We start from the raw sequence: 19838 nt of genomic DNA on the forward strand, positions 1-19838 counted from the left end.
TATTAGGCTCGGTCGTGTTGTTCGCCGCGAGCGTACTCGCAATGCTCATGTTGGTTGGTGGGCAATAGGCAACATTAGAATGCAGTTTACCCAGCAAGTGCAGCCTACTGATGCGGCTCGTCGGAAGTAAGCATCTCGCACTTGCAGCAAAAGGGGCCGCCCCCCCCAAGTGGGTGATGGAAAGCAAATGGGTAAAGTTGTTTAATGCCAACTTGGTGGCACGCATTGAGTGGCCGCTGGTTCTCATTATTGCGCTTTAGCAAAATTTATTTTTTACGGATTTGAGATGGTTCGGGAAATCGACAGGTTAGTTGTCGGGACTCGCTTCAAGATGAGTAAGCTAGGCGACGCTCGATGCCCCGAGTTCGCTAATCTTACCGGCATCGTTGTCGAAGTGAGCCTCAGCAACACGGGCGTTACCGTGTTGTTCGATGGCGCCAAAAGACCGACTTGCCTGCACAGGCAGTTCATAGCCCCCGTGTCGGGTATTAGACCGGGAATCTATTCGGTTCGCTCCGAAAAAACGCGTCCTGGGGGCGTCGCTACTGAATCCGGAACGCGCTGATCGTCGAGTCTTTGGAATTTCCGCTCGCGTTAAAGACGATCTTGCCGCTGGGTGTTGGTCACATCTTGACAGCTGATCCTGATGTTTCCCGCCGGGCTTGAAAGGAAGTGGGGCCGCCCGTAATTTGGAAAAGCGGACGGCCCCGGCCGACCACTTCCAGTTGCCCCAGCCTCAACGAGAGCGATGGCCGACGCCCTAGCTACGGGACGTCGGCCGTTGTGGTTTCAGGCCACGCTCAAGCCTAGTTTAGCAATCGTCGCACCGCGCAAGACCTCAGTGGGCGGGTTCCCGTGAGAAGTCGCGCCGAACGCAAAAGGGTCGCATTAGCGCGCTCCCTTGCTAGATCAACGGTTCGACTGTAGAGATCGGCGCTGATTGAAAGCCATGGATTGTGACCTTCCTTACTATCGGCTTCTTTTGGTCTGGCTGGGGCGGCGATCTGTGCTTACCTCTTTTTGTGGTTCGCGTAAGACTGACCCAGTTGGGCGGCCTTTTGTGCGAGTCACGGGAATATTGTTTCCCTACGAAAACTCATCCCGTTGGTTGCTCCTCTCCTCCTTTGTCCGCGCTATCGCAGCCTTGAGGTCATCCAATTCGAGGAACGTATCCGCCTGCCGACGCAATTCGTCGGCGACCATCGCAGGTTTCGTTCGCATGCTTGATACGACTGTGACGCGAGGACCGATGCGCTGGATTGCTTCCACAAGGCGACGAAAATCGCCGTCCCCGGAAAACAACAATATGTGGTCCACGTACTTCGCAATCTCGACCGCATCGACTGCGAGTTCAACTCCAATATTGCGCTTGTATTTCCGCCGCCCCTGAACATCATCGAACTCTTTAACCGATGTCGTACGCACTGCGAAACCGTTGTATTCGAGCCAATCGATGAGAGGCCGGGTCGTTTCAAATTCTTCAGCGATGATCGTGTAGTAATAAGCACGCACAAGCACGCCGCGAGCCTCGAATTCAGCGAGAAGCCTCCTGAAATCAATGCTGAAGTCCAAAGCTTTCGCCGTGTAGTGAAGGTTCAGGCCATCGAGAAAGAGCGCTAATTTTTCGGTCATTGGCCCAAGTTCCCTTGATTGCCGATAGAACTGCGGCGCATTACGGTCAAACACTGCGGCGCATTACGGTCAAACTAAGATTGCTGGCTAGCTGCCACTGCTACAGCGTCGGCTCTTATGTCGCTTGGTGCATTCGCGGAAAGCGGCTCGGACCGCTGAGCGCAATTCCTACCCGTTGCTACGGTCCGGCCCCAACGGTTGAACTTCCGCGCCATCCAGTAATCCACGCCCCGGCGGGTCTACTTCGCCAAATAAGCTGCGGGCATCGATGGGGCCGCAATCGCCTATCGTTTCTTCTTTCATGATGATCGATAGGTTTTCAAGTTGGTTAGCTAATACCGTCCAACTACGTGAATACTCAAAAGCGAAGTTGACCGGCGGGCCGAAATTCGGGGTCCTTTCCGAGTGTTTTGAACGCTGCCGCATACAACGTGCATTGGTCTGTTGTCGGCGGCTGCGGCCGATCCAAATCCGCCGACATTTTTCCCGGCGAGAAGCTCTTCTCGTCGGTCGATAAGTGCCAACGTGGGGAGAAAACCTGGACTAAAGGAAAAGGCGTGAGGATCTTCGCACTGGCTGCACTTGTCTATTCTGCTACTCGCAATTACGCCCGCTGAATGCCCATAAACTTTCATCTCCTTGCAGCAAGGTTTTTGCAGTTTCTGTCTTAGTTTATCGCCCCAAGCGGTAAGACGCTGATAGGTCGTCTGGTCTATTACCCGCGAGGCAATACGGCTCGCTTGTTCAATCTTGCGCTCCAGGTCGCGGGGGTCCTCGAGCTGATCCATGGCCACCCTCCGTACCCGTGCTGTTCGATGGTCCAACAGACCAACTCGCCTGCACCGGGATTCTATCACCCCTTCGCGATAACGCATCCGGCGTTGAGAGCGGGTCAGCGCAAGTCCTGATTTTCGGCCGACTCGTCGCTTCGCTGCTGCAGCAACTCTCTCTCAGCTCGGTACCAGAACGTTTCCATCATGCCGCTGGGCTCGCCAGCCTCTTTCCACAACTCAAAGGCCCGCGTCCGTATTTTGTCTTCTGTTAGGTCGGCCATAAATCGAGAATCCTCGCGATAAACGGGCGGTTTGCAGTCAAGTGGGGGCAGGTGGGATTGTTCCTGCGGCGACAGCATCATTTATTGTAGGGAGCTGCCTCACTTCGCCACCAGCATCCAATGATCTCGCCGTGTGAGCGATGCCCCACGGCCGGCAAGCGGCCGACCTCCGAGCGCTGCTGCAACTCACCCATCGCAGGGCGTCCGTTGCAGATCTTACGTAAGGGAATTGATCCGCGCCGCGATCGGCAAGCGCGCTACGGGGAAAGCAAGCAAGTCACGTTGCGAAGTCAAGGTAAGGTTTCTGCAGGAGTCTCTGCCCGCCCCCGTTGCCGACTCTCTCATGATCGCCGCCCCGAATATCATTCGGTGAGTTCGCGCATGATTGCAGGAATCTCGCCAGGAATTTCGCGCGCCAGCAGCCCGAACGCGCCGTATTTCTTCGTCAGATTTCGGCCGGCCTGACCATGCATGTAAACCGCCCACGCCGTCGCCAGGCCGGCCTCCGTACCTCGGGCAAGCAGTCCGACGAGAATACCTGCCAGGGTGTCTCCCGATCCAGACGTGGCCAGACCGATGCAGCCATTTCGCGAAAGCCAAGCCTCGCCATTTTCGGCAACGACGTGCGTATCGGCACCTTTCATCGCTACGACGGCGGGCAGCGCAGCCGCAGCTCGGCGCGCCGCGTTCAATGGGTCTTTCTCTACATCTGCGCGACTAGCATCGAGAAATTTCGCCATCTCGCCCGAATGCGGTGTCACGACGATTTTGCCGACACGGCCTTGCGGCATTTTATCGGAATGGAGCGTTGAGAATGCTAAAGCATCAAGCACCACACTCGGACGATCCAGATTTTGCAATATGGTCCGGGTAAGCTGCGCAACCGCTGCTGGGTCCGTCATGCCTGGGCCGATCAGCACAGCATCGCAGTCTGCACTGAGTTCGATCAAACGCTCCGCGCTCGCCGGATCGATGCCGCCCGCATTTGTTTCCCTACATCCGATTACCAGCGCCTCCGGCATGGCCATACCCAAATGGCCGGCATGCGAACGGCAAGTGGCGATCTGCAGGATTCCTGCGCCAGCCCTGAGCGATCCTAGCCCGGCAAGCAATGCGGCACCGGGAATTTCCACGCTGCCGGCAATGACTAGCACACGGCCTCTCGCCTGCTTATCGCCTCCCATTTCGGGTTTTGGCAAGGGATGAGCCCGCAGGAACTCCCGGGTAATCTCGGTGACGCTCATCGCGCGGCGACATTCGCGTCGGGCGAGGACGTAACCGGCGCCCCCTCGCGTTCGAGCGGCGCCACGAAATTGTACTTCGTCAATACGAGGGACCCGCCGTCTTTTTCTTCATCGAAGACGTATTCGGTCACCGCACAATTGGCGACGTCGCCCTCCGCGTCGATCGCCAGGATCTCTTTCTCGTCCATATTTTCGAGGAGATAACGCATGCACAGCACGACCACCTGATGCGCCACGATCAGGACGGGTTTGCCACCATAATGCAAACTGATCGTATCGAGCACGCTGCGAAGTCGCAAAATCACATCACACCAGCTTTCTCCCGCTGGTGGGCGGTAATAGAACTTTCCTACCAGCTGCCTTGAAGCGGCCAGCTCGGGATGACGCTGTTCGATTCCCAGTCGGGTTAGCCGATCCAGTATTCCAAATTCCTTTTCACGCAGCCGCTCATCGATAACCAGGCTCGAAAATCCCTGGGCGAAGCCTGAGGCCTTGCCGATTTCCTCTGCCGTTGCTTGCGCACGAAGATAGGGTGAACTCAGCACGATCTCCGGTTTTGTATCCGGCGGCAACGCCGCGAACCATCGGCCTAGCGCCCTCGATTGCCGATGACCAAGAGCGCTGAGCGGAACGTCGACATCCCTGGCGGAAATATCGATGTCGGGACGGCCCGCAGCATGAGCGGCGTCGCGAGCGACGTTGCCCGCGCTTTCACCGTGCCGGACAACCCAAAGCTTGGATGGCCATCGTTTGCTCAAATGTTCTCCCGCCTGCACTACTGGTCGAAAGCTTGGCAGTTTATTCCGACCGCCGGCCTCTTCCCAACGTCCAGTGCATTTGGAACTAACGAATGTGTTGCCTTGACGTTCCAGCCGGCCTCAGCCGGCTTTCAGAAGCGTCACGGCTTTTGTTATCCGACCGCGCGTCGGCGATCGCTTTGGTTACCTCCGATCCGAACAGGAATATTTGCGCAGAGTAGTAGGTCCAGAGCAGGATTACGATTAGGGCGCCTGCCGCGCCGTTGCCCGAACTCGTCGCTGTCGTTCCAAGATACCAGCCGATTAGACTTTTTCCCGCCGTGAACATCAGCGCGGTCAGAAACGCACCGGTGCGCACGTCCCGCCAAGCAATAGGGGTGTCGGGCAAGACTTTGTAAATGGCGGCGAAAAGCGCCGTGAACAGCGCAACCGACACCAGCGTGTTGATGACGGATAAGATCAACGGAGCCAGCACGTTCCTGCTGCCCAGATAGTCGGCAAGGCCCGATAGGCCGGTGCTGGCGGCAAGCGAAACCATCAACAGGAAGCCGAGGGCGCCGACCAGACCCAGACTCGTGGCCCGACTCCTGATCAGCGAGAAAAATGGCTCGTCGGGCGCTTTCGCCTTCCATGTGGCGTTCAAAGCGGATTGCATTTCTCCGAACACGCCTGAAGCGGTGACCAGCAGCATGACGATTCCGAAGATCGTCGCGGACGTGCCGGTTTTCGGATCGCTCGACTTGGCGAGCATCGATTTGACGAGTTCGCCGCTTTCCTGCCCAAGAACGCCGCCCATTTCCCGGATGAGGCTATCCCGCACCAGGTCGTTTCCGAAAGCAACGCCGGCAACCGCCACCACGATCAGGAGGACAGGAGTCAGGGACGTGACAGCGTAAAAGGAAATTGCTGCGCCCCGACTCAAGGCTTCATTGTCGATGTAACCCCGCACAGCAGCCTTAAGAATCTTCCACACCTCGGACATGGCTTGCCTCGTCGTCGTGCCCGGGCCGCCGCTCGATATGCGAGTGGCCGGCGGCGCAAGGATCAGTCGGAGCCCGGTCTTGCGTATCCGCGCCTTTCTGCCTCGTTGGCGTTCATTTTTCTCTCCTCGTTTTGCTGTCGATCGCACTTGCCCTTCATGTTGCGCGTTGCGACGCGCTCTTTCCCGCCGCGTCGACCACGCGGCTGACCTTGCCTGAAAGGTCGTCCATCGCCTCCCTTGCGCCATCGATGGTGAGGCCCTGCCTGCGCGCTTCATCTGCCGCGGTTTCCACGACGGTCGCCGCAACCGCCGCCACCTTCTCGATCTGCTCACCTGCGATTTCGGCAGCCTTGCTTTTCAGGGTCTCGCTGGTTTCGCCAAGGTATGATTTTTCGATGTCGGTGTTCGGCAGGGCCGCAGCGATGCCGGCGCCGATGGCCAATCCAAGAGCGCCCAATGCCAGGGGCTGTGCCTTGAACAGATCAGTCAGATTGCCTCGCACATTGCGAAGAACATCGGCAGAATCCGGCAGGGCCTTTGCGTATTCCGAGGCCATGCGGGTCGCGGTTTCAACACCGTCGCTGCCGGTCTCACGGAGCGCATCGGCAGCAGATGCAACGCGGTCTTGTGTAGCGCTCATCGCATTCCTTGCCGCCTCCGGCAGGCGATCCAGGCCGGTTCTTTCAAGGAGTTCGTTCGGCCGAACCCCGGCCTTGCCTGCGAAAAGCCATACGACCCCCATGCCGATCAGTGCCGCAGAAACAGGATTGCGACGAGCAGCGTCCCCTAGATCCTTGATGAAATCAGAACCTTTTCCGGCCATATCGGTCATCGAACCATCTCCCTCGCCGCCGCTTTGTCTCGCTCGACTTCTTGGATCATCACAGTGGGCGCAAGCGCATCGCCCGACAGGCGATTAAGGCCCACCACGATGAGGGCGATCGACAGGGCCGCTGCGCCGCCCCCGGCGATGAGATATGCGATGGGCTCGGAGAAGCCGCCCTGTATGAGGGCAGCCGCCGCGGCAAACAACAGCAGGACAAGCGCGGGAATCATGATGACTGCCCCAGCACCCATCATTGCAGCAGCTCTCCCGGCCTGTCCGGCCTTTTCGGACAGCTCGGCGCGAGCCAACGCGAATTCGTTTCCGATCAGCTTTGCAAGCTGACCGACCGCATCGCTGAACAGTTCCGGGATCGAGCGATCAGTTCGAGAAGTCATCGCGATATCCCCTGCTGTCTGCTGCGGAGGAGCGGCCGGCCTGCGAGCTCGTGCCGTCGTCCGTGGAGGAACTCCTGAGGAACCGAACGGCGCCAAAACCCGCCAGGACAGCCAAGCCAAGGAACGCCGTGGGTTGCCGGCGCGCAAAGGATTGCGCGCTCCGAACCACGTCGTTCAGGTTGCCGTTTCGGATGTGATCGGAAACCCCTTCGATCTGGGAGGCCGCCTTCCGGATGTAGGTGCCCGCGAGCGGCAGATCCGTATCGAATTCCCGTGCCGCGCGCCTTATTGTTTCCGCCAGGTTGCCGACGTATTCCGCGCCGGACGACTTTTGACTGTTGACCGCGTCCTTGAGCTTGTCAGTAGCCTGGGATGCCACATCCTTGGCTGCATCGACGAGATCGGAGGCTTGGCCCTTGATGGCATCGGTCGAACCTTCAGCAATATCCTTTGCCTTGTCGGTAAGGTCTCGGCCAGCCGACATGGCCTTCTCGCTCAAACTCTTGGTCGATGCGACGGCGTCGTCAAATTTGGCTCTTGCGGAGTCCTGGCCGGAAGACGCCGTGACTTGATGTGCAGTTCCAATGAGGTCAGCCATGTCAGTTTTCTCCGCCGTTGTGTGATTGGGACGTCTTGTCCGGATCGAACGCCGTCGTGACGGCGCTTTCCGCCACGCGCCTGACGCGTTGCCCGATCTCACGGGCCGACTCGTCCAACTTGTCCGGGGTCAGGCCTTCCGCGCCAGCCTGCCGCGCCACGTTTTCAAGGATTTCGCCCGCTACGCCCTTGGCAGCGTCGAAGCCTTTGGAAGCTGCTTCACTCGCCCGCCTTCTGGCAGCCGTGGCTGCATCGCCCACGAGATCCTCCTCCAACTCACTCTTGGGGAGCGCACTCGCAATCAGACCTCCAACCAGCAGACCGACGCCTGCGACCAGAAGCGGATTCTGCTGGATCGTGTCCAACATGGTCTTTCCGGCGCGATTGGAATAATCCGCTGCCTTGTCGCGAACATCGCGGGCCGCTTCCAACCCCGCATTCGCCGCGGACGAGGCGGCGCTTCGCGCGGCAGTGGCTGCGCCAGCGGCAATATCTCGCGACGAATCCATCGCGGAACCAGCCAGGTCAGACGCACGATCTCTCACATCGGAAACACCCGTGTTGATCGCGTCGCCTGCCGCGGCGGCCGAGTCCTTTAACCGGTCTGCCAGACTGAGCGCTGCCGTCGAGGACGTTGCGGAACGGCGGACCGGGTCCGCGCCCCCGGACAGCATGTCGCCAACGCGCCCCGCGGCATCCGAAACCGCGTCCGTTGCCGAACTGGCGGCCCCTCCAACCTGCGCCGACATATCCTCGCTGCGCCGGCCGAGTTCGTCCGATAGATCGGAGGCCATGTCGGAGGCTTTCTGGGTGATCGATTGTCCGCTCTTTGTGCCGGCGAAAAAGATCCCCGCGCCGACCATCAGCACGGGCAACGGAATTGCCCTTGCGAACCTGAAAAGCGGATAGGCGAGGCTTGCGCCTACGGCTACCGCCTGCATCGGATTACGACGCGCCGCCGCCGTTATGTCCTCCAACATGCTTTCGCCTTTGGAGCGGACGTAGCTCGTCACTTCCGCCTTTATGTTTTCGGGACTGATGCGCTGGCGAATTTCGCTCGCGGTATCGGTTACGCTCGCCTTGAGCTGATCTACCGTTTGGGTCAGACCTGCGCGTGTCTGCTCGGTGTCGCGCTGTAGCTCTCGGAGCGATTGATCGGCTGTCTGTTGCATACCTTGACTCCTTCCTGTGCCGAACTCGGGGACATAGCTATTGTTCCCGACGCGTTTTGACGCTGGCACTTTTGGCGACGGCGGCGATAACGGTGGCGAGCGACTGCGGCGCTACGTCATCACTACGCTGCTCCTTGTCCGCTTCGAGCTGATTTCCCAACCGGCAAACGATGATCCTGGCCGAAGCTGCCCGTCGGGAGAACTTGCGAACCGTGAACGACGACCTCGCCTCCGATACCTCCTCCAGAAAGCAAACGCAGATCGTTTCGGCCTTGCCGGCGTCAATCTCAGCATCGACGCCGGAAACACGGGCGTTGAACCCTTCACGTTTCAGCGCATCTGCGACAATCAACGCGGCGCAATCGTCGAGCCGACCCAGTCCGGGTAGGCAGAAAACCGGCTTGCCCAGCTTGCGAGCGTCGATGTTGACAATCTTCCCCTCTTTGGCGGGCGCTTCGGCACTCGCCCTCCCCTCAGCGGTCTCGTGCGAGGCGATATCTTCGATGATTTCGGAAACCGTCTCGTGAATGTTCTCGAGCCTGACGTCGTCAAGCCGGCCTTGGGCGGCATCGGCCTCAGCCAATCGCAGGGCGCCCAGCAGGATTTCTTCGTAATAGGCCACAGCGGACCCCTTCTTCAGGAACGACCGTGCCTGTTCGATCGCGTCAATCGGATCGCCCGTCAGCATGCGCTGGTATGCGGTCTGCTGCGGCGTCAACGCCGGCTGGTCTCCCAGCATGACGTCGATAAACTGGAGACGGTCGACGTACCTGGCAAAGACGACCAGACACAGTGTGAGCGGCGTGGAGAGCAAAAGCCCCAGGGGGCCCCAGAGCCAGGTCCAGAACGACGCGGCCACGACCACGGCGACCGGGGACAGACCGGCACTTCGCCCACAGACCAGCGGCTCGACAACATGGCCCGTCAGCGGTTCCACCACTGCGAACAAGGCGATTGTCCACAAGGTCATGGTCCAGTCGCTCCCAACCGCGGCGGCCAAGGCAATTGGCAAGCCGGCGGCAAGGATCGCGCCGATGTAGGGCACGAACCGAAGGATCATTGCCAGCAGTCCCCAGAGCGGCGAACTCGGGACGCCGATGACGGCGAGGCCCAATCCGATCACGACGCCGAAAGTCGCATTCAGAATGAGTTGCGTCAGGAACAGCCTGCCTAACCGTTGCCCTGCGTCATCGAGCGCCGCCGTGGTGCGCTCCAAATCCTCACTGCCGAGCAACCGGATGAACCGATCGCGCAGGTCCTCCCGCTGAAAAAGGAAGAAGAGGAGGAAGATCACCACGATTCCGGTGGTGGTGAAGGGAGCTGCGAGTGGTCGCAACATGGCAATCAGGACCTCGGACGCGCCCGGATCCGGCTGATGGACTTCGACCGGGATAGGCGTTTTTGCTGGGCCGTCCGACAACGATGGCTTCGCCGTTTCGGCATCGCCACTTCCGGGCGACGTCAGCTCCCTGTCCAGGTTCTTCAACAGGCTGGAGGCGTTCTTGAGCACGCCAACGCTGCCAATCCTGTCCCGCAAATTATGGATTTTTTCGCCCAGCGTGGACTGATAGCGCGGCAGGTCGCTCGCGAGTTGGTTGACCTCGATCATCACCATCGCCGCAAGACTGAGGGCGATGGCCAGCGCCAGGCTGACGGCACTGAGCACCGCTATCGACCGCGACACTTTCATGCGCTGGAATGCCCTCACGAGGGGCGACAAGACAAAACTAAGGAGGACGGCGAGTGCGATCGGGACGAGGATTTCACGCGTGAAATAGAGGGCGGCGACGACAACTGCGCCGATCAAGAAGTTTGAACGCCAAGCCAGCTGGGACCAACACCTCTATCTACCAATGCGCGAGCCAACCCGGCACGGGAATGCGCCGCGTAGCCACTTAATGGAAATCCTATTGGAAGGTTCCAAATGAAACGCCCAGCCATGCTTGGTGCGTTAGCGCTTGATGATTTCTGGTAGCCGCTCGAAGATCACAAATACTTACTCGGGTCGCGGGCTTGAGCGCACAGCTACGCTGATGCCGAGCGGGCCGTGGCGCGCCTCGAGTCCGCTGGTGTGGCGCATTCCGATATCAGCATCGTGGCAAACAACTCCGACAACTGGTTTAGCGGAGACAAAAAGGACCGAGACGCCGATGGCGTGGACGACCGAGCAGAAAGTGCCGGCAGGGGCGCTGGCATCGGTGGTGGGTTGGGCGGAGCAGCGGGCCTTCTCGCTGGTCTAGGACTGCTGGCTATTCCAGGTCTCGGACCGGTTGTTGCCGCAGGCTGGCTCGCTTCAACGGCCGTCGGTGCTGCGGCCGGTGCGGCTACTGGCGGCATTGTGGGCGCACTTACCGAAGCCGGCATATCCGACGAAGACGCGCATGCATATGCTGAAGGTGTTCGGCGAGGCGGAACGCTCGTTTCCGCCAGGATTGCGGATGCCGACCGCGCTCGGCTCGATGGCCTTCTAAATGAGTCAGCTGTCAATCTTCGAAACCGAACTGCCGCTTGGCAGAAGAGCGGGTGGCAGTCGTTCGATCCCGCAGCGCGGCCCTATGGGGCTGACGAGATACGTCGAGAACGAGATATTTATCGAAATCTATAAAAACTAAGGCCCGCCTCTGGCGGGCCTTTCATTTCAGGCGATACCGCCCGCTGACAGCGGCTCCACCCTGGGGTAGGCGAAAGATGGTCCCGCCGGCCGGCTGCGGCGGCGCACCTCTGCCGACTCCAGAGATAAGCGAAAGGACTCCAAGATCAATCGTTCCAATTAAATTATCGTCATCTGCTAAGTTCACTTTTGCACATTGCGTGAGGCGGCCTCGATGCGTTCGTCGCCAGTGGACAGTGGGCATAAGGCCAGCCGGATTCAGAAGAAAGGAGCCGGGTGTTATATTGCTGCTCACCCTTTGATTCGAGGAATGACGATGAGCAGCCCGCAGCGCAAGACATCTCCGCCGACCGGACGGCCAGCTTACCGCACACTGGAAGGCTGGGCGCTCGGCGTGCTGATCGAACAGCTCGCCGTGACCGAGTGCGAGCATCACGGCCATGGGAAAGACCGCTCGGACCCGTATGCCTGGAACCGGGCACGCGAGGAAGCCTGGCGGAACCCGTTTCCTGGCTCCACGCCGGAAGCATGCCTTGCAGCATTAGAGGCTGTCATGCAGTCCATCGGCGACACCTGCCCGGACTGCTAAGCCGGGACTCCCACATCCTCGTCGCCCGCCTATATTGACCTTATTCAGTATAGGTGGAGTTTGAGTTCATGGCCCCGCGCGCGAATTGGAAGGGCTTTTTGCGGCTGTCGCTCGTGACATGCCCGATCGCATTGTTTCCCGCTACCTCCGAATCCGAGAAGATCAGCTTCAACCAGATCAACAAGAAGACCGGCAACCGCATCCGCTATCTCAAGGTCGATGCTGACACCGGCGAGGAAGTCGAGAGCAGCGACATCATCAAGGGCTACCAGGTCGACAAGGATCGCTACCTTGAAGTGACCAAGGACGAGCTCGAAAACATCGCACTCGAGTCCACCCGTACCATCGAAATCGACGAGTTCGTGCCGCGCAACGAGATCGACGATCTCTATCTGGTTCGTCCCTATTACATTGTGCCGGATGGCAAGGTCGGGCATGACGCGTACCGCGAAGCGAGTCGCTCCCAGCAACCTTTTCAGCCTGATGGATGCGCTGAAGGCGAGCATCAAGGGTGGCAAGGGCCCGCCCCGGCCGAAAAGCCGTCCAAGAAAACGCACGCCAAACCAGCCGCGAAGCGCAAGGCCGGCTGATGGTCAAGAAAGGACCATGGATTGATGAAGAAGACCGGCTCCTGCTGGAATTGCGGGATGCCGGCCGGACTACCGTTTCAATCGCAAATGCATTGAAGCGAACGGTGAAGACTGTCGGCAATAGCCTTTGGCTCTTGCGGTCCCGCAAAAGCGCAAAAGTGCAGTAGCCACGTCCGACGGTTAAACATTTCGTCCGGGCATTGCAATTCGCGGTGGCCCGAAGCAATCTCAAGCGAAATCAACGTCAACGCTCTGACCTCATGTCTGATGTTCGCTGCGAGATGAGCCGAATGTCTAACCCATCCCGCACTGCAGCCTGCGGCACTCCTTGGACGGATTTATCCTGGGCTGTGTCAGCGTTAACTATGGCCCGGGTTATCGCAGCTAAGGCGAAGCAAAATGCCACCAAAAGGCCGAGGACCAGAATCTTCTTGTCCATGGGGCTCTCCGTGGCCCCCGCAATCCAACGCAGCGAGCGGTGGCAGCGTTCCTCATGACGGCGAAGTCTTTTGTTCGAAGCGTTTTGTCCGACGTCGTCGTCCAGACACACGCCTCAACGCCGCCGGCTCCATGGCTTGAAGGTGGGTGCCTTTTTACCGATTCCGGGGTCGCCTCAGATGTCGCACCTTTTCAGAAATAACGGAAAACCAATGCCAGTGAGAATGTGCGGTGAAAGCCCGGCGATTCAAACGCGACCGAACACGGCAGGCGCCCGGTTCGTGCTGCGCAGCGGCACCAGAGGCTCCGTCACCAACAACCCCAACCCGTGGGGAAATCGAATGGGTCAAATCATTTGCCGACGAGGGCATTGTCTTATTGCAACGGTCGTCGTGGCGCGTGCACCTGATGAAACACGGCCTTTCGCAGAGATGGCCTCGCCTCGCCCCCGCGCCGTTTGTTTGTTCGGGCGCTTTACTGCAGAGATTTCGGGTCCCACTGAAAGATAACCTCGCAAACTGGCCCCTTAGCGGTTCGGACTATTATCGCCAGATGTGCAATTGTCCGCTCTAGCTCGTCGCGGGCAATTTCAGCTAACGTTCGGGAAGCCTCTTGTCGAGCCGACCCTATATCAAGAAGGAGTTCACCCTCTTCATCGACCGTTACATCATCGTCTATGACGACGTCGAAGTAGTAGCGGATCATGGCGCTCACTCCGGTTCGGCGGGAGCGCTATAGCGTCTCTTGGTTAGGGTCCGCTATGAGGGTCCCCGTGATCACGACGTAATGTCAGGTACCGGACAATTGTTCCGCCATGAAAAGGCAAAGATATAACGCGAAGGGTTCACAAGTGAACAGACCGGTTAACGCTCCGGCTGTCCTTAGGAAATGGCCTTCGCTTAACAACCAGCGGCGCACCAAAGGCACCGGCCCGTATCTGCTGCTCGACGGCACCTTGGACGAATCCGTCACGGAGTTCATGGCCAAGTCTGAATCGGACAGCACCGCAGCAGCCGCTGGTCACCGAAACCCTGTTTTCCGAGCACGTTGCTGAGCTCGCGCGGCTTTGTGAGTTTCCCTGGAGGCGAATGGAAACGTCCTAATCAAAAGAAGAGTGCAATGCGGAAAAGAGTATTGGCCATCCTCAGTGGCGTGGCAATTGTCGCATCTACGCTCGCACTAGTGCCGGATGAGGCGGAGGCCAGATTCGGAGGAGGCGGAGGAGGCTTCAGGGGCGGCGGAGCAGGAACGGCTTGCGCAACCCGTGTTCGATCCGAGCTTGAACGAATGGAAGAGCAACGCGCAAATCGCCTTTTAAAGATCATGCAGTATGGGGACAGCGGTCGCCATCAGAAGATGTTTTATCGCGTCATAGTTTAGGCTCGGCGAGCCTGCCGTGAAGAAGGCCAAAACACGGCCGGTGAGTAGACAGGCAAGCAAGCCAAAACGTCCGCTCACCGTGCCGTTGTTCTTCGATTACCCACTTTGTCTGTGACTGCGGAGATGTACCAGCACAGGCGAGCCACGGTTCACCGTCAATCGATTGCAATATGACCGACCTGCGCAAAGAGAGGTGGGGCCACCGAGACCATAGCGCCGACAGCGGCGGCCCCCCTGCCGCAGCCCGTCCCAAGGGGCGTCCGGAACCGGACCAGCGACAATGAACAAATGACGACGCTTCGTCAGGGTTTCGGCGCAAGCCGAATTTAATGTTGGAAAAGCAGTCATGAACGCTGAGCCAGAAGTTTGCAGGGTGGGCGCAGCTCCGCGCCGGGTTCCGAGCCGTTGCCGGTATTCGAGCTGACGAGGGGATCTCTGAGACGTATGTTGCTGGTAGAGGCACGAGCACAGCGGAAGCGGACGCGACGGCAAAGGGAGGCGCCTCTCAACCCTCCGGCAGTCAGCCCTGGTCCGGCGTCGGTCGCGATGAAATTGTGCTGCGACCGTTGGTCCCGCGAAATCAAGTTTGACCGCTGCGCCGCCATAGAACAGATTGGTGCTGTGCAGGTTTTAGGGGTTTTAATCGGGAGACGGACATGAAGAGAGTAGTTACGGCGGCAATAGTTTCGTTTTTCGCCTTTGGGTCGTCATTGGCGTTGGCTCAGACCGGGACGCCGACCGGGCCGATGTTGATAGGAAAAGACACCAGCAAATCAGGCGCCACTCCACCCAACGCAGGCGCCAGTGCGCCCATCACGGTTGATCCAAAAGCCAAGAAACCGATTCCAATGGCAGGCCCTGATTACGGGCACAAAGCAGGCGCCGCTCCGCCCAACGCAGGCGCCAGTGCGCCCATCACGGTTGATCCAAAAGCCAAGAAACCGGTTCCAATGGCAGGCCCTGATTACGGGCACAAAGCAGGCGCCGCTCCGCCCAACGCAGGCGCCAGTGCGCCCATCGCGTCCGCGCCCGCGCCGAAAGGAAAGAAGTAAGAGAGAGATTTTTATGCTTCTGAAGGCCCCGTCTCGGCGGGGCCTTCTTCGTTTGCCGCGAGCTCACAGACTTACGTCGAGGCCGAACTCCCCCCGACGCCGCATTCCTGGCGGGCAAGCAAGACCGACGAAGAGGTGATCAGTATCGGGTCGGTGAGCGACGCAGACCACGTGCTCAAACTTGAGACGTAAACGTAAGCGCCAAGGTCTTTGAGGTCCGATCGCAATTTTCCCAATAAGTCTATGCCGCTGTAATTGCCGGCCTCGAGAAAGATGTGATCCTCCTTCACGCTTCCAACGTGGCCGGGTAGAGGACCGCTATAATCAATCCATCAACCGGACTCAGTGAATAGACCAACCTCGCTCCTTTCTCTGCCACCGTGCCGCCATCGATTCCCCTAGCCCACATCTTCCGAGTGCCAAACTTGATTTGCGCCGCGGGCAGAGTTGCTTCAGGAGCTGGCGCTGTTGCGGAGGGCTCGTCCATGGGGGCGGATCCCCGAAGTTCTGACGCTGCTGGTAGCACCATTTGGCGGAGCGGATGTACCTCCGTCGAACGACGGCAGGCGGAAGCCGCACCGGCTGCCCCGTCGAAGGCTGAAGCGGAATTCAATGAGAGGGAATTTCTGATTCTGTGGCAAGCGAGATACGGCTTTATCACTGGGCACGGCCCGATAGACGGCGTCAGCAACAACGACCCGCATCTTGCCATTTGAAGATCAAGAACCCTGCGAGCCCGGCAATACAGCTGGTGCGGGATGGAACATCTGAGTGGGAAGCTGGTTGTCTCGTATGCAGAAATGCGCCTTCCTTGTGTAAAGATGTTGCGCTACATCCGATGGCGGTGGGGCTGCCACATAAGAAGGAATGAAGCCTCGCAAAACTAATTGTCAAAGCCGGAGAGTGCAGTGCGCCTCCGGCTTTTCTTTTGTCTGTGTGGTGCGACTCCCCGCACCGCAAAGCGGTGAGGATCGAAAGTTCCGGCGTTAGGAGCGCGATAGGCGCGCGACGTTCGCCGCGACAATCTTCTGGTAGTTATCGATGACATGCGACGGATCTCCGCCGCGAATAATGATTGTCTTCGCTTGCTCCATGGCATCGATCTTTTCAGCGACCATTAGAAAAATTTCGTCAGGGGTGCTCTTCCCGAACGCCATCATCCGAAGACGTATTTCTATCACTCGGGCCGCATCCATCATGAGCGCCATCATTGGAAACAGCATAAGCATCGTCTGAACCTCGCCGGCGGGATGCCGCAGCTGCTAACTGTCCCACCGTGTGTTCGTTCCACAAGCGCAGCTTATGGGCACTTGTACATGAAGGCTGCCGCCGGTTCGGACGTTCGGAATCTTATGGACAAGCCGGGGTACAGCGTCGCAACGCTTACACCGAACCTGATCAGATTTATCTTGCGGTCCCGCAGGCTCATCGGGTGACATGCTCGCGCTCCTAAAGGGCGGGTGCGCTGTGGCGTCTCTCTGTCACCGATGAAAGCCTAGAGCCGAGCGGTGATGGAAGGACGCTACAAACGAGGGTAACTCGGCTGCGACCCGTCTTCCTTAGTTCTCAAACAGGGGAAAATGCAGACCATGTTGCCGCCGTCTGGCGTGACTGGGCCCGCCTATCCGAAAGGACAATGATGTCCGCAGACCTTCCGTAGTACCGCCGCAGGTGGCTTAAGCGTGGCCCGATCAACTTAATTGCTGCCCGGAGCTCGTAGGTTTGAACCTGCAGGTCCTTGGCCCAGTGCTCGACCTGGGGGCCATTCATCGGATCGATTATTACGTCAGTGTACGGGACTGGTCGGGACATCGGCGCTGCTCAACAGTTTTCGACCGTACAACTGCAGAGCAAAATGCCAGTTCCAAACTTATACAACTTTTAACCGCGAGCGGTTGTGTACCCTTTTGTACTTACTGTCGGACAGGACTTACAAATTATGCACGCCGTTGATCAAGCAACGCCTGTAAACCCATTGCGGTGAGCTTGAACAGATCACCGTCTCTTTCGATGTATCCGCTTGTGAGTAGATGCAAGACCGCGCCTTTCTTTTCCTCGCTGAATGAAGAGGCTGGTCCAAGATCCCGCAAAACAGCCATTTGCCGGTCCGTAAGCATCAAGCCAACCGCATTGGTAGTGGCAGCTGGACGTCTTGATAGCGGCCCTCATATCGGTCGGTGAAGTCTTGCAACGGCAATGAAATGTCACGCATCTCCAGATCGCAGCGCCGGCGCAGCTCATGAGCGACGTCTTCGGACCAACGATTCACACAGCGGCACGGCGCTGGCGTGTACGGCCTACCCCCCACCGAGGTCGCTGTGGTGCGGCTGAGGCCCTTCGTACCCCTCCGTGATCGCCATATCCCAGATAGATCGTCCCTGCCGCAGCTTCATTGCGGCGGAATACTCGGGCGAGTGATAGCAATCGAGCGCAGCGCGATAGCTCGGAAATTCAACGACGACCACGCGCGATTTTGGCTGTCCCTCTTTTGGTTCGACCTGGCCACCCCGCGCGAGAAAGCGCGCCCCGTATTTGGCGAGTGCCGGACCGTTGTCTGCGACATATTCCTTGTAGCCTTCGGGATCGGTAACGTCTGCGAACACCACCCAGTAGCCTTTGGCCATTGCCGTTCCCTTCACCGAAGTCTTTGCTTCTAGCCCAGTTTCTCAGCTTACACCCTTCTCATAGTTTATCACTTCGCCCCAGTTCGGCCGACTGCGGGTCCACCCCAGCCCACGCTACCGCATTTCGTGCATTTGAGATGGGCGCAGATATGGTACCAATCCCAGTCCGGCAGCCGATCGAGCGGCACCGCGGCATTGTGCCAGCATCGCGGGCGGGGATCGCCATAAGGGGGGCCAACGCAATAGACGAGGATGGACTTGAAGCCGGCCGCCTTCGCAGTCGTGGGCGTACCGTCTGACCAATAGCAGAGTCCTGAGTCTGGTTTTCGACGCCAAGGCATCGTTCATCGAAACGCCCCCAGGGCGCTAACGCAAATTTTCAACATCTTGGGGATCGGGAGGGCGGAGAGCCACAGGGCGTCGTGGCTGGGGGAATGCCGTCAGTACAACGTGAAATACAAGTGGATGCATCGGGAAGCGGAACGGAAGCTTCTTTTTTCGCGCCATGGAACGAGCCCAATCTGGACCCGTTGGCTTCAGTCAGGGGACGAGGGAGGTGAGCATGGCTCAGAAAGCAACTCTCACTCCGGTTGGAAAGGGTGATCGACGGGAAGCCGAGGCGCTCGACCTGGAGATGCATGCGCGATTGGAGGCAGGTTTGACCGAGACACCTCCAACTTCCGGCCCGGTCCGCGCCACTCAGCCGGCGCCTACCGTTGAGCATCAACACCGGGAAGGCCTATCGTTCTGGCAGGCGATCAAGACGAGGTTCAAGTAGAAGGGCCGCCGCAGCTATCTGCCCGCGCTCAATCGCGATGCCGGCATGCCAACCGGGCAAAGGGCCTAAGGGTGGGCGGTCGCGCTGCCAATGCCGACGTGTTCGGCTTGCGGGAAGGCGCTGCGCGTTGTCCGTGTTAAGCCGAGGTGTTCTCAGGTGCGGCGAACCGTGGTACTGATTCGTATTCTTCGGGGGAGGATCGAGTGCGTATCGCCCTGCCTTATACCGCTATAGCGACCTGTCATATTGATGAGTGCTTGGCTCGCAATTTTTGCCCTTCTTTAGATGACCAGCCGCGCGGCCATGATCTAGCTCCAATCCTCCTGGGTCTCCCGCCTCACGGCCTCGCTGAGGGGGTTCTTTGACTTGAGCCATGACTTGGCGGCGCCACTGCGGTACGGCGCGTCCAGTCGCTTGGAAACGATGCCCTCCAGGCCGAGCCGGCAGGCGTGCTCGAACACGGTGGGGCCGTCATGCGTAATGTGTTCGTTGTAGACGATCGCGTCCGGGCCACCGCTCAGGAGTCGCGCTAGGCGCTGCTTTCGGTTGAATAGTGGTTCTTTCCGCAAATCGTCGGCTTGCAGCTCGATCAGATCGAAGGCCGCAAGCGTCACCTCGTGGGCGCGCCGCCCGACCCGGAGAGCGTCAAAGTCCGAAACGCCGTCAGGCCGGCAGATGACCGCCTCGCCGTCGATCAGGAAGGATTGCGGCCGGAGCCGCTTGGCGGCCTCAACGATGGCCGGGCCGCCCCACGTGAAACAACGCACCCGCGGGCCTTCGCGGCGCACCAGAAGGCGGAAGCCGTCGTGCTTTATCTCGTGGACCCACTCAGGGCCGGACGGTGGCCGGATCGCCTTTGTAGGCCGGCAAGGTTCAATAAACCCAGACGGGCGCCGGGTGGCTTCCTTTCGAGTGCGCATTACCATGATGACGAACAGATAGTCCGCAAACCGAACGCGGTGAGTCTGATCTAGGAAAAAAGTTGGCTCACGTTTGGTGCACAAAGTAACACAAGCACCAATTTCCTTTGCGTCGCGGAATCGAATTAATTTGCGTTGCGCCCTTGCAGGATTAGCGTGGGTTCAACGCGCCTGCCGCCCGGGCGTGTTACAATCG

18 protein-coding genes and 1 pseudogene are annotated in these 19838 nt (G+C 59.0%); 4 read left to right on the forward strand and 15 right to left on the reverse strand.

What is annotated here, in order from left to right; genetic code table 11:
* Positions 1–1086: 1086 nt before the first annotated feature.
* The 11 genes from ABIE49_RS05525 to ABIE49_RS05575 all read right to left on the reverse strand — a co-directional run bounded on the left by ABIE49_RS05525 (position 1087) and on the right by ABIE49_RS05575 (position 10467).
* Positions 1087–1632 carry a LabA-like NYN domain-containing protein gene (locus ABIE49_RS05525; protein ID WP_192733936.1) on the reverse strand — a complete coding sequence of 182 codons (546 nt, stop codon included), beginning with the start codon at positions 1630–1632 and terminating at the stop codon, positions 1087–1089.
* A 332-nt stretch (positions 1633–1964) separates the two neighbouring features.
* Entirely contained in the window at positions 1965–2420 is a 456-nt protein-coding gene (locus ABIE49_RS05530; RefSeq protein ID WP_192733937.1) for a hypothetical protein, read from the reverse strand.
* Positions 2421–2524: 104 nt separating this feature from the next.
* Positions 2525–2686 carry a DUF2934 domain-containing protein gene (locus ABIE49_RS05535; protein ID WP_192733938.1) on the reverse strand — a complete coding sequence of 54 codons (162 nt, stop codon included), beginning with the start codon at positions 2684–2686 and terminating at the stop codon, positions 2525–2527.
* 362 nt (positions 2687–3048) lie between these two features.
* Entirely contained in the window at positions 3049–3930 is an 882-nt protein-coding gene (locus ABIE49_RS05540; RefSeq protein ID WP_192733939.1) for an NAD(P)H-hydrate dehydratase, read from the reverse strand.
* Positions 3927–4688 (reverse strand): histidine phosphatase family protein, encoded by a 762-nt coding sequence (locus ABIE49_RS05545; protein WP_192733940.1) that lies wholly within the window; start codon positions 4686–4688, stop codon positions 3927–3929. Before ABIE49_RS05545 ends, ABIE49_RS05540 begins: the two co-directional genes overlap by 4 nt.
* An 85-nt stretch (positions 4689–4773) precedes the next feature.
* Positions 4774–5670, reverse strand: a complete 897-nt coding sequence (locus ABIE49_RS05550) for a YihY/virulence factor BrkB family protein (protein ID WP_192733941.1) — start codon at positions 5668–5670, stop codon at positions 4774–4776.
* A gap of 154 nt (positions 5671–5824) precedes the next feature.
* A complete protein-coding gene (locus ABIE49_RS05555; protein WP_192733942.1) occupies positions 5825–6502 on the reverse strand; it encodes a hypothetical protein in 678 nt (225 codons plus the stop codon).
* Entirely contained in the window at positions 6499–6891 is a 393-nt protein-coding gene (locus ABIE49_RS05560; RefSeq protein ID WP_192733943.1) for a phage holin family protein, read from the reverse strand. The genes ABIE49_RS05555 and ABIE49_RS05560 overlap by 4 nt, the downstream gene beginning before the upstream one ends.
* Positions 6875–7390, reverse strand: a complete 516-nt coding sequence (locus tag ABIE49_RS05565) for a YtxH domain-containing protein (RefSeq protein WP_354066606.1) — start codon at positions 7388–7390, stop codon at positions 6875–6877. The genes ABIE49_RS05560 and ABIE49_RS05565 overlap by 17 nt, the downstream gene beginning before the upstream one ends.
* Positions 7391–7490: 100 nt before the next feature.
* The gene (locus ABIE49_RS05570; RefSeq protein WP_192733945.1) at positions 7491–8660 is read right to left on the reverse strand and encodes a hypothetical protein; all 1170 of its coding nucleotides are present in this window, start codon (positions 8658–8660) and stop codon (positions 7491–7493) included.
* Positions 8661–8697: 37 nt separating this feature from the next.
* The gene (locus ABIE49_RS05575; RefSeq protein WP_192733946.1) at positions 8698–10467 is read right to left on the reverse strand and encodes an AI-2E family transporter; all 1770 of its coding nucleotides are present in this window, start codon (positions 10465–10467) and stop codon (positions 8698–8700) included.
* Positions 10468–10707: 240 nt separating this feature from the next.
* On the opposite strand from ABIE49_RS05575, the gene ABIE49_RS05580 reads away from it, so the two are divergent.
* From ABIE49_RS05580 to ku, 3 genes and pseudogenes are all read left to right on the forward strand, one after another.
* Entirely contained in the window at positions 10708–11265 is a 558-nt protein-coding gene (locus tag ABIE49_RS05580; protein WP_354066607.1) for a hypothetical protein, read from the forward strand.
* A gap of 322 nt (positions 11266–11587) precedes the next feature.
* On the forward strand, positions 11588–11860 hold the full coding sequence (locus ABIE49_RS05585; protein WP_192733947.1) for a hypothetical protein: 273 nt from the start codon (positions 11588–11590) through the stop codon (positions 11858–11860).
* A 68-nt stretch (positions 11861–11928) separates the two neighbouring features.
* Positions 11929–12306, forward strand: a pseudogene (ku, locus tag ABIE49_RS05590) (non-homologous end joining protein Ku); the annotation flags it as partial.
* A gap of 1056 nt (positions 12307–13362) precedes the next feature.
* Here the strand turns inward: ku and ABIE49_RS40010 are convergent.
* Positions 13363–13593: a DUF6894 family protein gene (locus tag ABIE49_RS40010; protein ID WP_409411257.1), complete on the reverse strand. Its 231-nt coding sequence runs from the start codon at positions 13591–13593 to the stop codon at positions 13363–13365.
* Between the two features lie 1331 nt (positions 13594–14924).
* On the opposite strand from ABIE49_RS40010, the gene ABIE49_RS05600 reads away from it, so the two are divergent.
* Positions 14925–15320, forward strand: coding sequence for a hypothetical protein (locus ABIE49_RS05600; protein ID WP_192733948.1), 396 nt, complete (start codon positions 14925–14927; stop codon positions 15318–15320).
* Between the two features lie 986 nt (positions 15321–16306).
* On the opposite strand, the gene ABIE49_RS05605 is transcribed toward ABIE49_RS05600, so the two are convergent.
* From ABIE49_RS05605 to ABIE49_RS05620, 3 genes are all read right to left on the reverse strand, one after another.
* Positions 16307–16549, reverse strand: a complete 243-nt coding sequence (locus ABIE49_RS05605; protein ID WP_354066609.1) for a hypothetical protein — start codon at positions 16547–16549, stop codon at positions 16307–16309.
* Positions 16550–17617: 1068 nt separating this feature from the next.
* The gene (locus ABIE49_RS05615; RefSeq protein WP_192733950.1) at positions 17618–17944 is read right to left on the reverse strand and encodes a DUF1330 domain-containing protein; all 327 of its coding nucleotides are present in this window, start codon (positions 17942–17944) and stop codon (positions 17618–17620) included.
* A 1086-nt stretch (positions 17945–19030) separates the two neighbouring features.
* Complete coding sequence (locus ABIE49_RS05620) at positions 19031–19648, reverse strand: ATP-dependent DNA ligase (protein ID WP_502915984.1); 618 nt, start codon at positions 19646–19648, stop codon at positions 19031–19033.
* Between the last annotated feature and the right edge of the window lie 190 nt (positions 19649–19838).

Origin of the sequence: Bradyrhizobium sp. OAE829, assembly GCF_040546575.1 — a bacterium.
In the GTDB taxonomy this organism is placed as follows: Bacteria; Pseudomonadota; Alphaproteobacteria; order Rhizobiales; family Xanthobacteraceae; genus Bradyrhizobium.

What these genes read in the sequence shown, in the direction of transcription:
- ABIE49_RS05585 (WP_192733947.1), top strand. Translation starts at nt 11,588, where the DNA reads ATGAGCAGCCCGCAGCGCAAGACATCTCCGCCGACCGGACGGCCAGCT.
- ABIE49_RS05605 (WP_354066609.1), bottom strand. Translation starts at nt 16,549, where the DNA reads ATGCTTATGCTGTTTCCAATGATGGCGCTCATGATGGATGCGGCCCGA.
- ABIE49_RS05525 (WP_192733936.1), bottom strand. Translation starts at nt 1,632, where the DNA reads ATGACCGAAAAATTAGCGCTCTTTCTCGATGGCCTGAACCTTCACTAC.
- ABIE49_RS05620 (WP_502915984.1), bottom strand. Translation starts at nt 19,648, where the DNA reads ATGGTAATGCGCACTCGAAAGGAAGCCACCCGGCGCCCGTCTGGGTTT.
- ABIE49_RS05600 (WP_192733948.1), top strand. Translation starts at nt 14,925, where the DNA reads ATGAAGAGAGTAGTTACGGCGGCAATAGTTTCGTTTTTCGCCTTTGGG.
- ABIE49_RS05530 (WP_192733937.1), bottom strand. Translation starts at nt 2,420, where the DNA reads ATGGATCAGCTCGAGGACCCCCGCGACCTGGAGCGCAAGATTGAACAA.
- ABIE49_RS05560 (WP_192733943.1), bottom strand. Translation starts at nt 6,891, where the DNA reads ATGACTTCTCGAACTGATCGCTCGATCCCGGAACTGTTCAGCGATGCG.
- ABIE49_RS05570 (WP_192733945.1), bottom strand. Translation starts at nt 8,660, where the DNA reads ATGCAACAGACAGCCGATCAATCGCTCCGAGAGCTACAGCGCGACACC.
- ABIE49_RS05535 (WP_192733938.1), bottom strand. Translation starts at nt 2,686, where the DNA reads ATGGCCGACCTAACAGAAGACAAAATACGGACGCGGGCCTTTGAGTTG.
- ABIE49_RS40010 (WP_409411257.1), bottom strand. Translation starts at nt 13,593, where the DNA reads ATGATCCGCTACTACTTCGACGTCGTCATAGACGATGATGTAACGGTC.
- ABIE49_RS05550 (WP_192733941.1), bottom strand. Translation starts at nt 5,670, where the DNA reads ATGTCCGAGGTGTGGAAGATTCTTAAGGCTGCTGTGCGGGGTTACATC.
- ABIE49_RS05540 (WP_192733939.1), bottom strand. Translation starts at nt 3,930, where the DNA reads ATGAGCGTCACCGAGATTACCCGGGAGTTCCTGCGGGCTCATCCCTTG.
- ABIE49_RS05555 (WP_192733942.1), bottom strand. Translation starts at nt 6,502, where the DNA reads ATGACCGATATGGCCGGAAAAGGTTCTGATTTCATCAAGGATCTAGGG.
- ABIE49_RS05615 (WP_192733950.1), bottom strand. Translation starts at nt 17,944, where the DNA reads ATGGCCAAAGGCTACTGGGTGGTGTTCGCAGACGTTACCGATCCCGAA.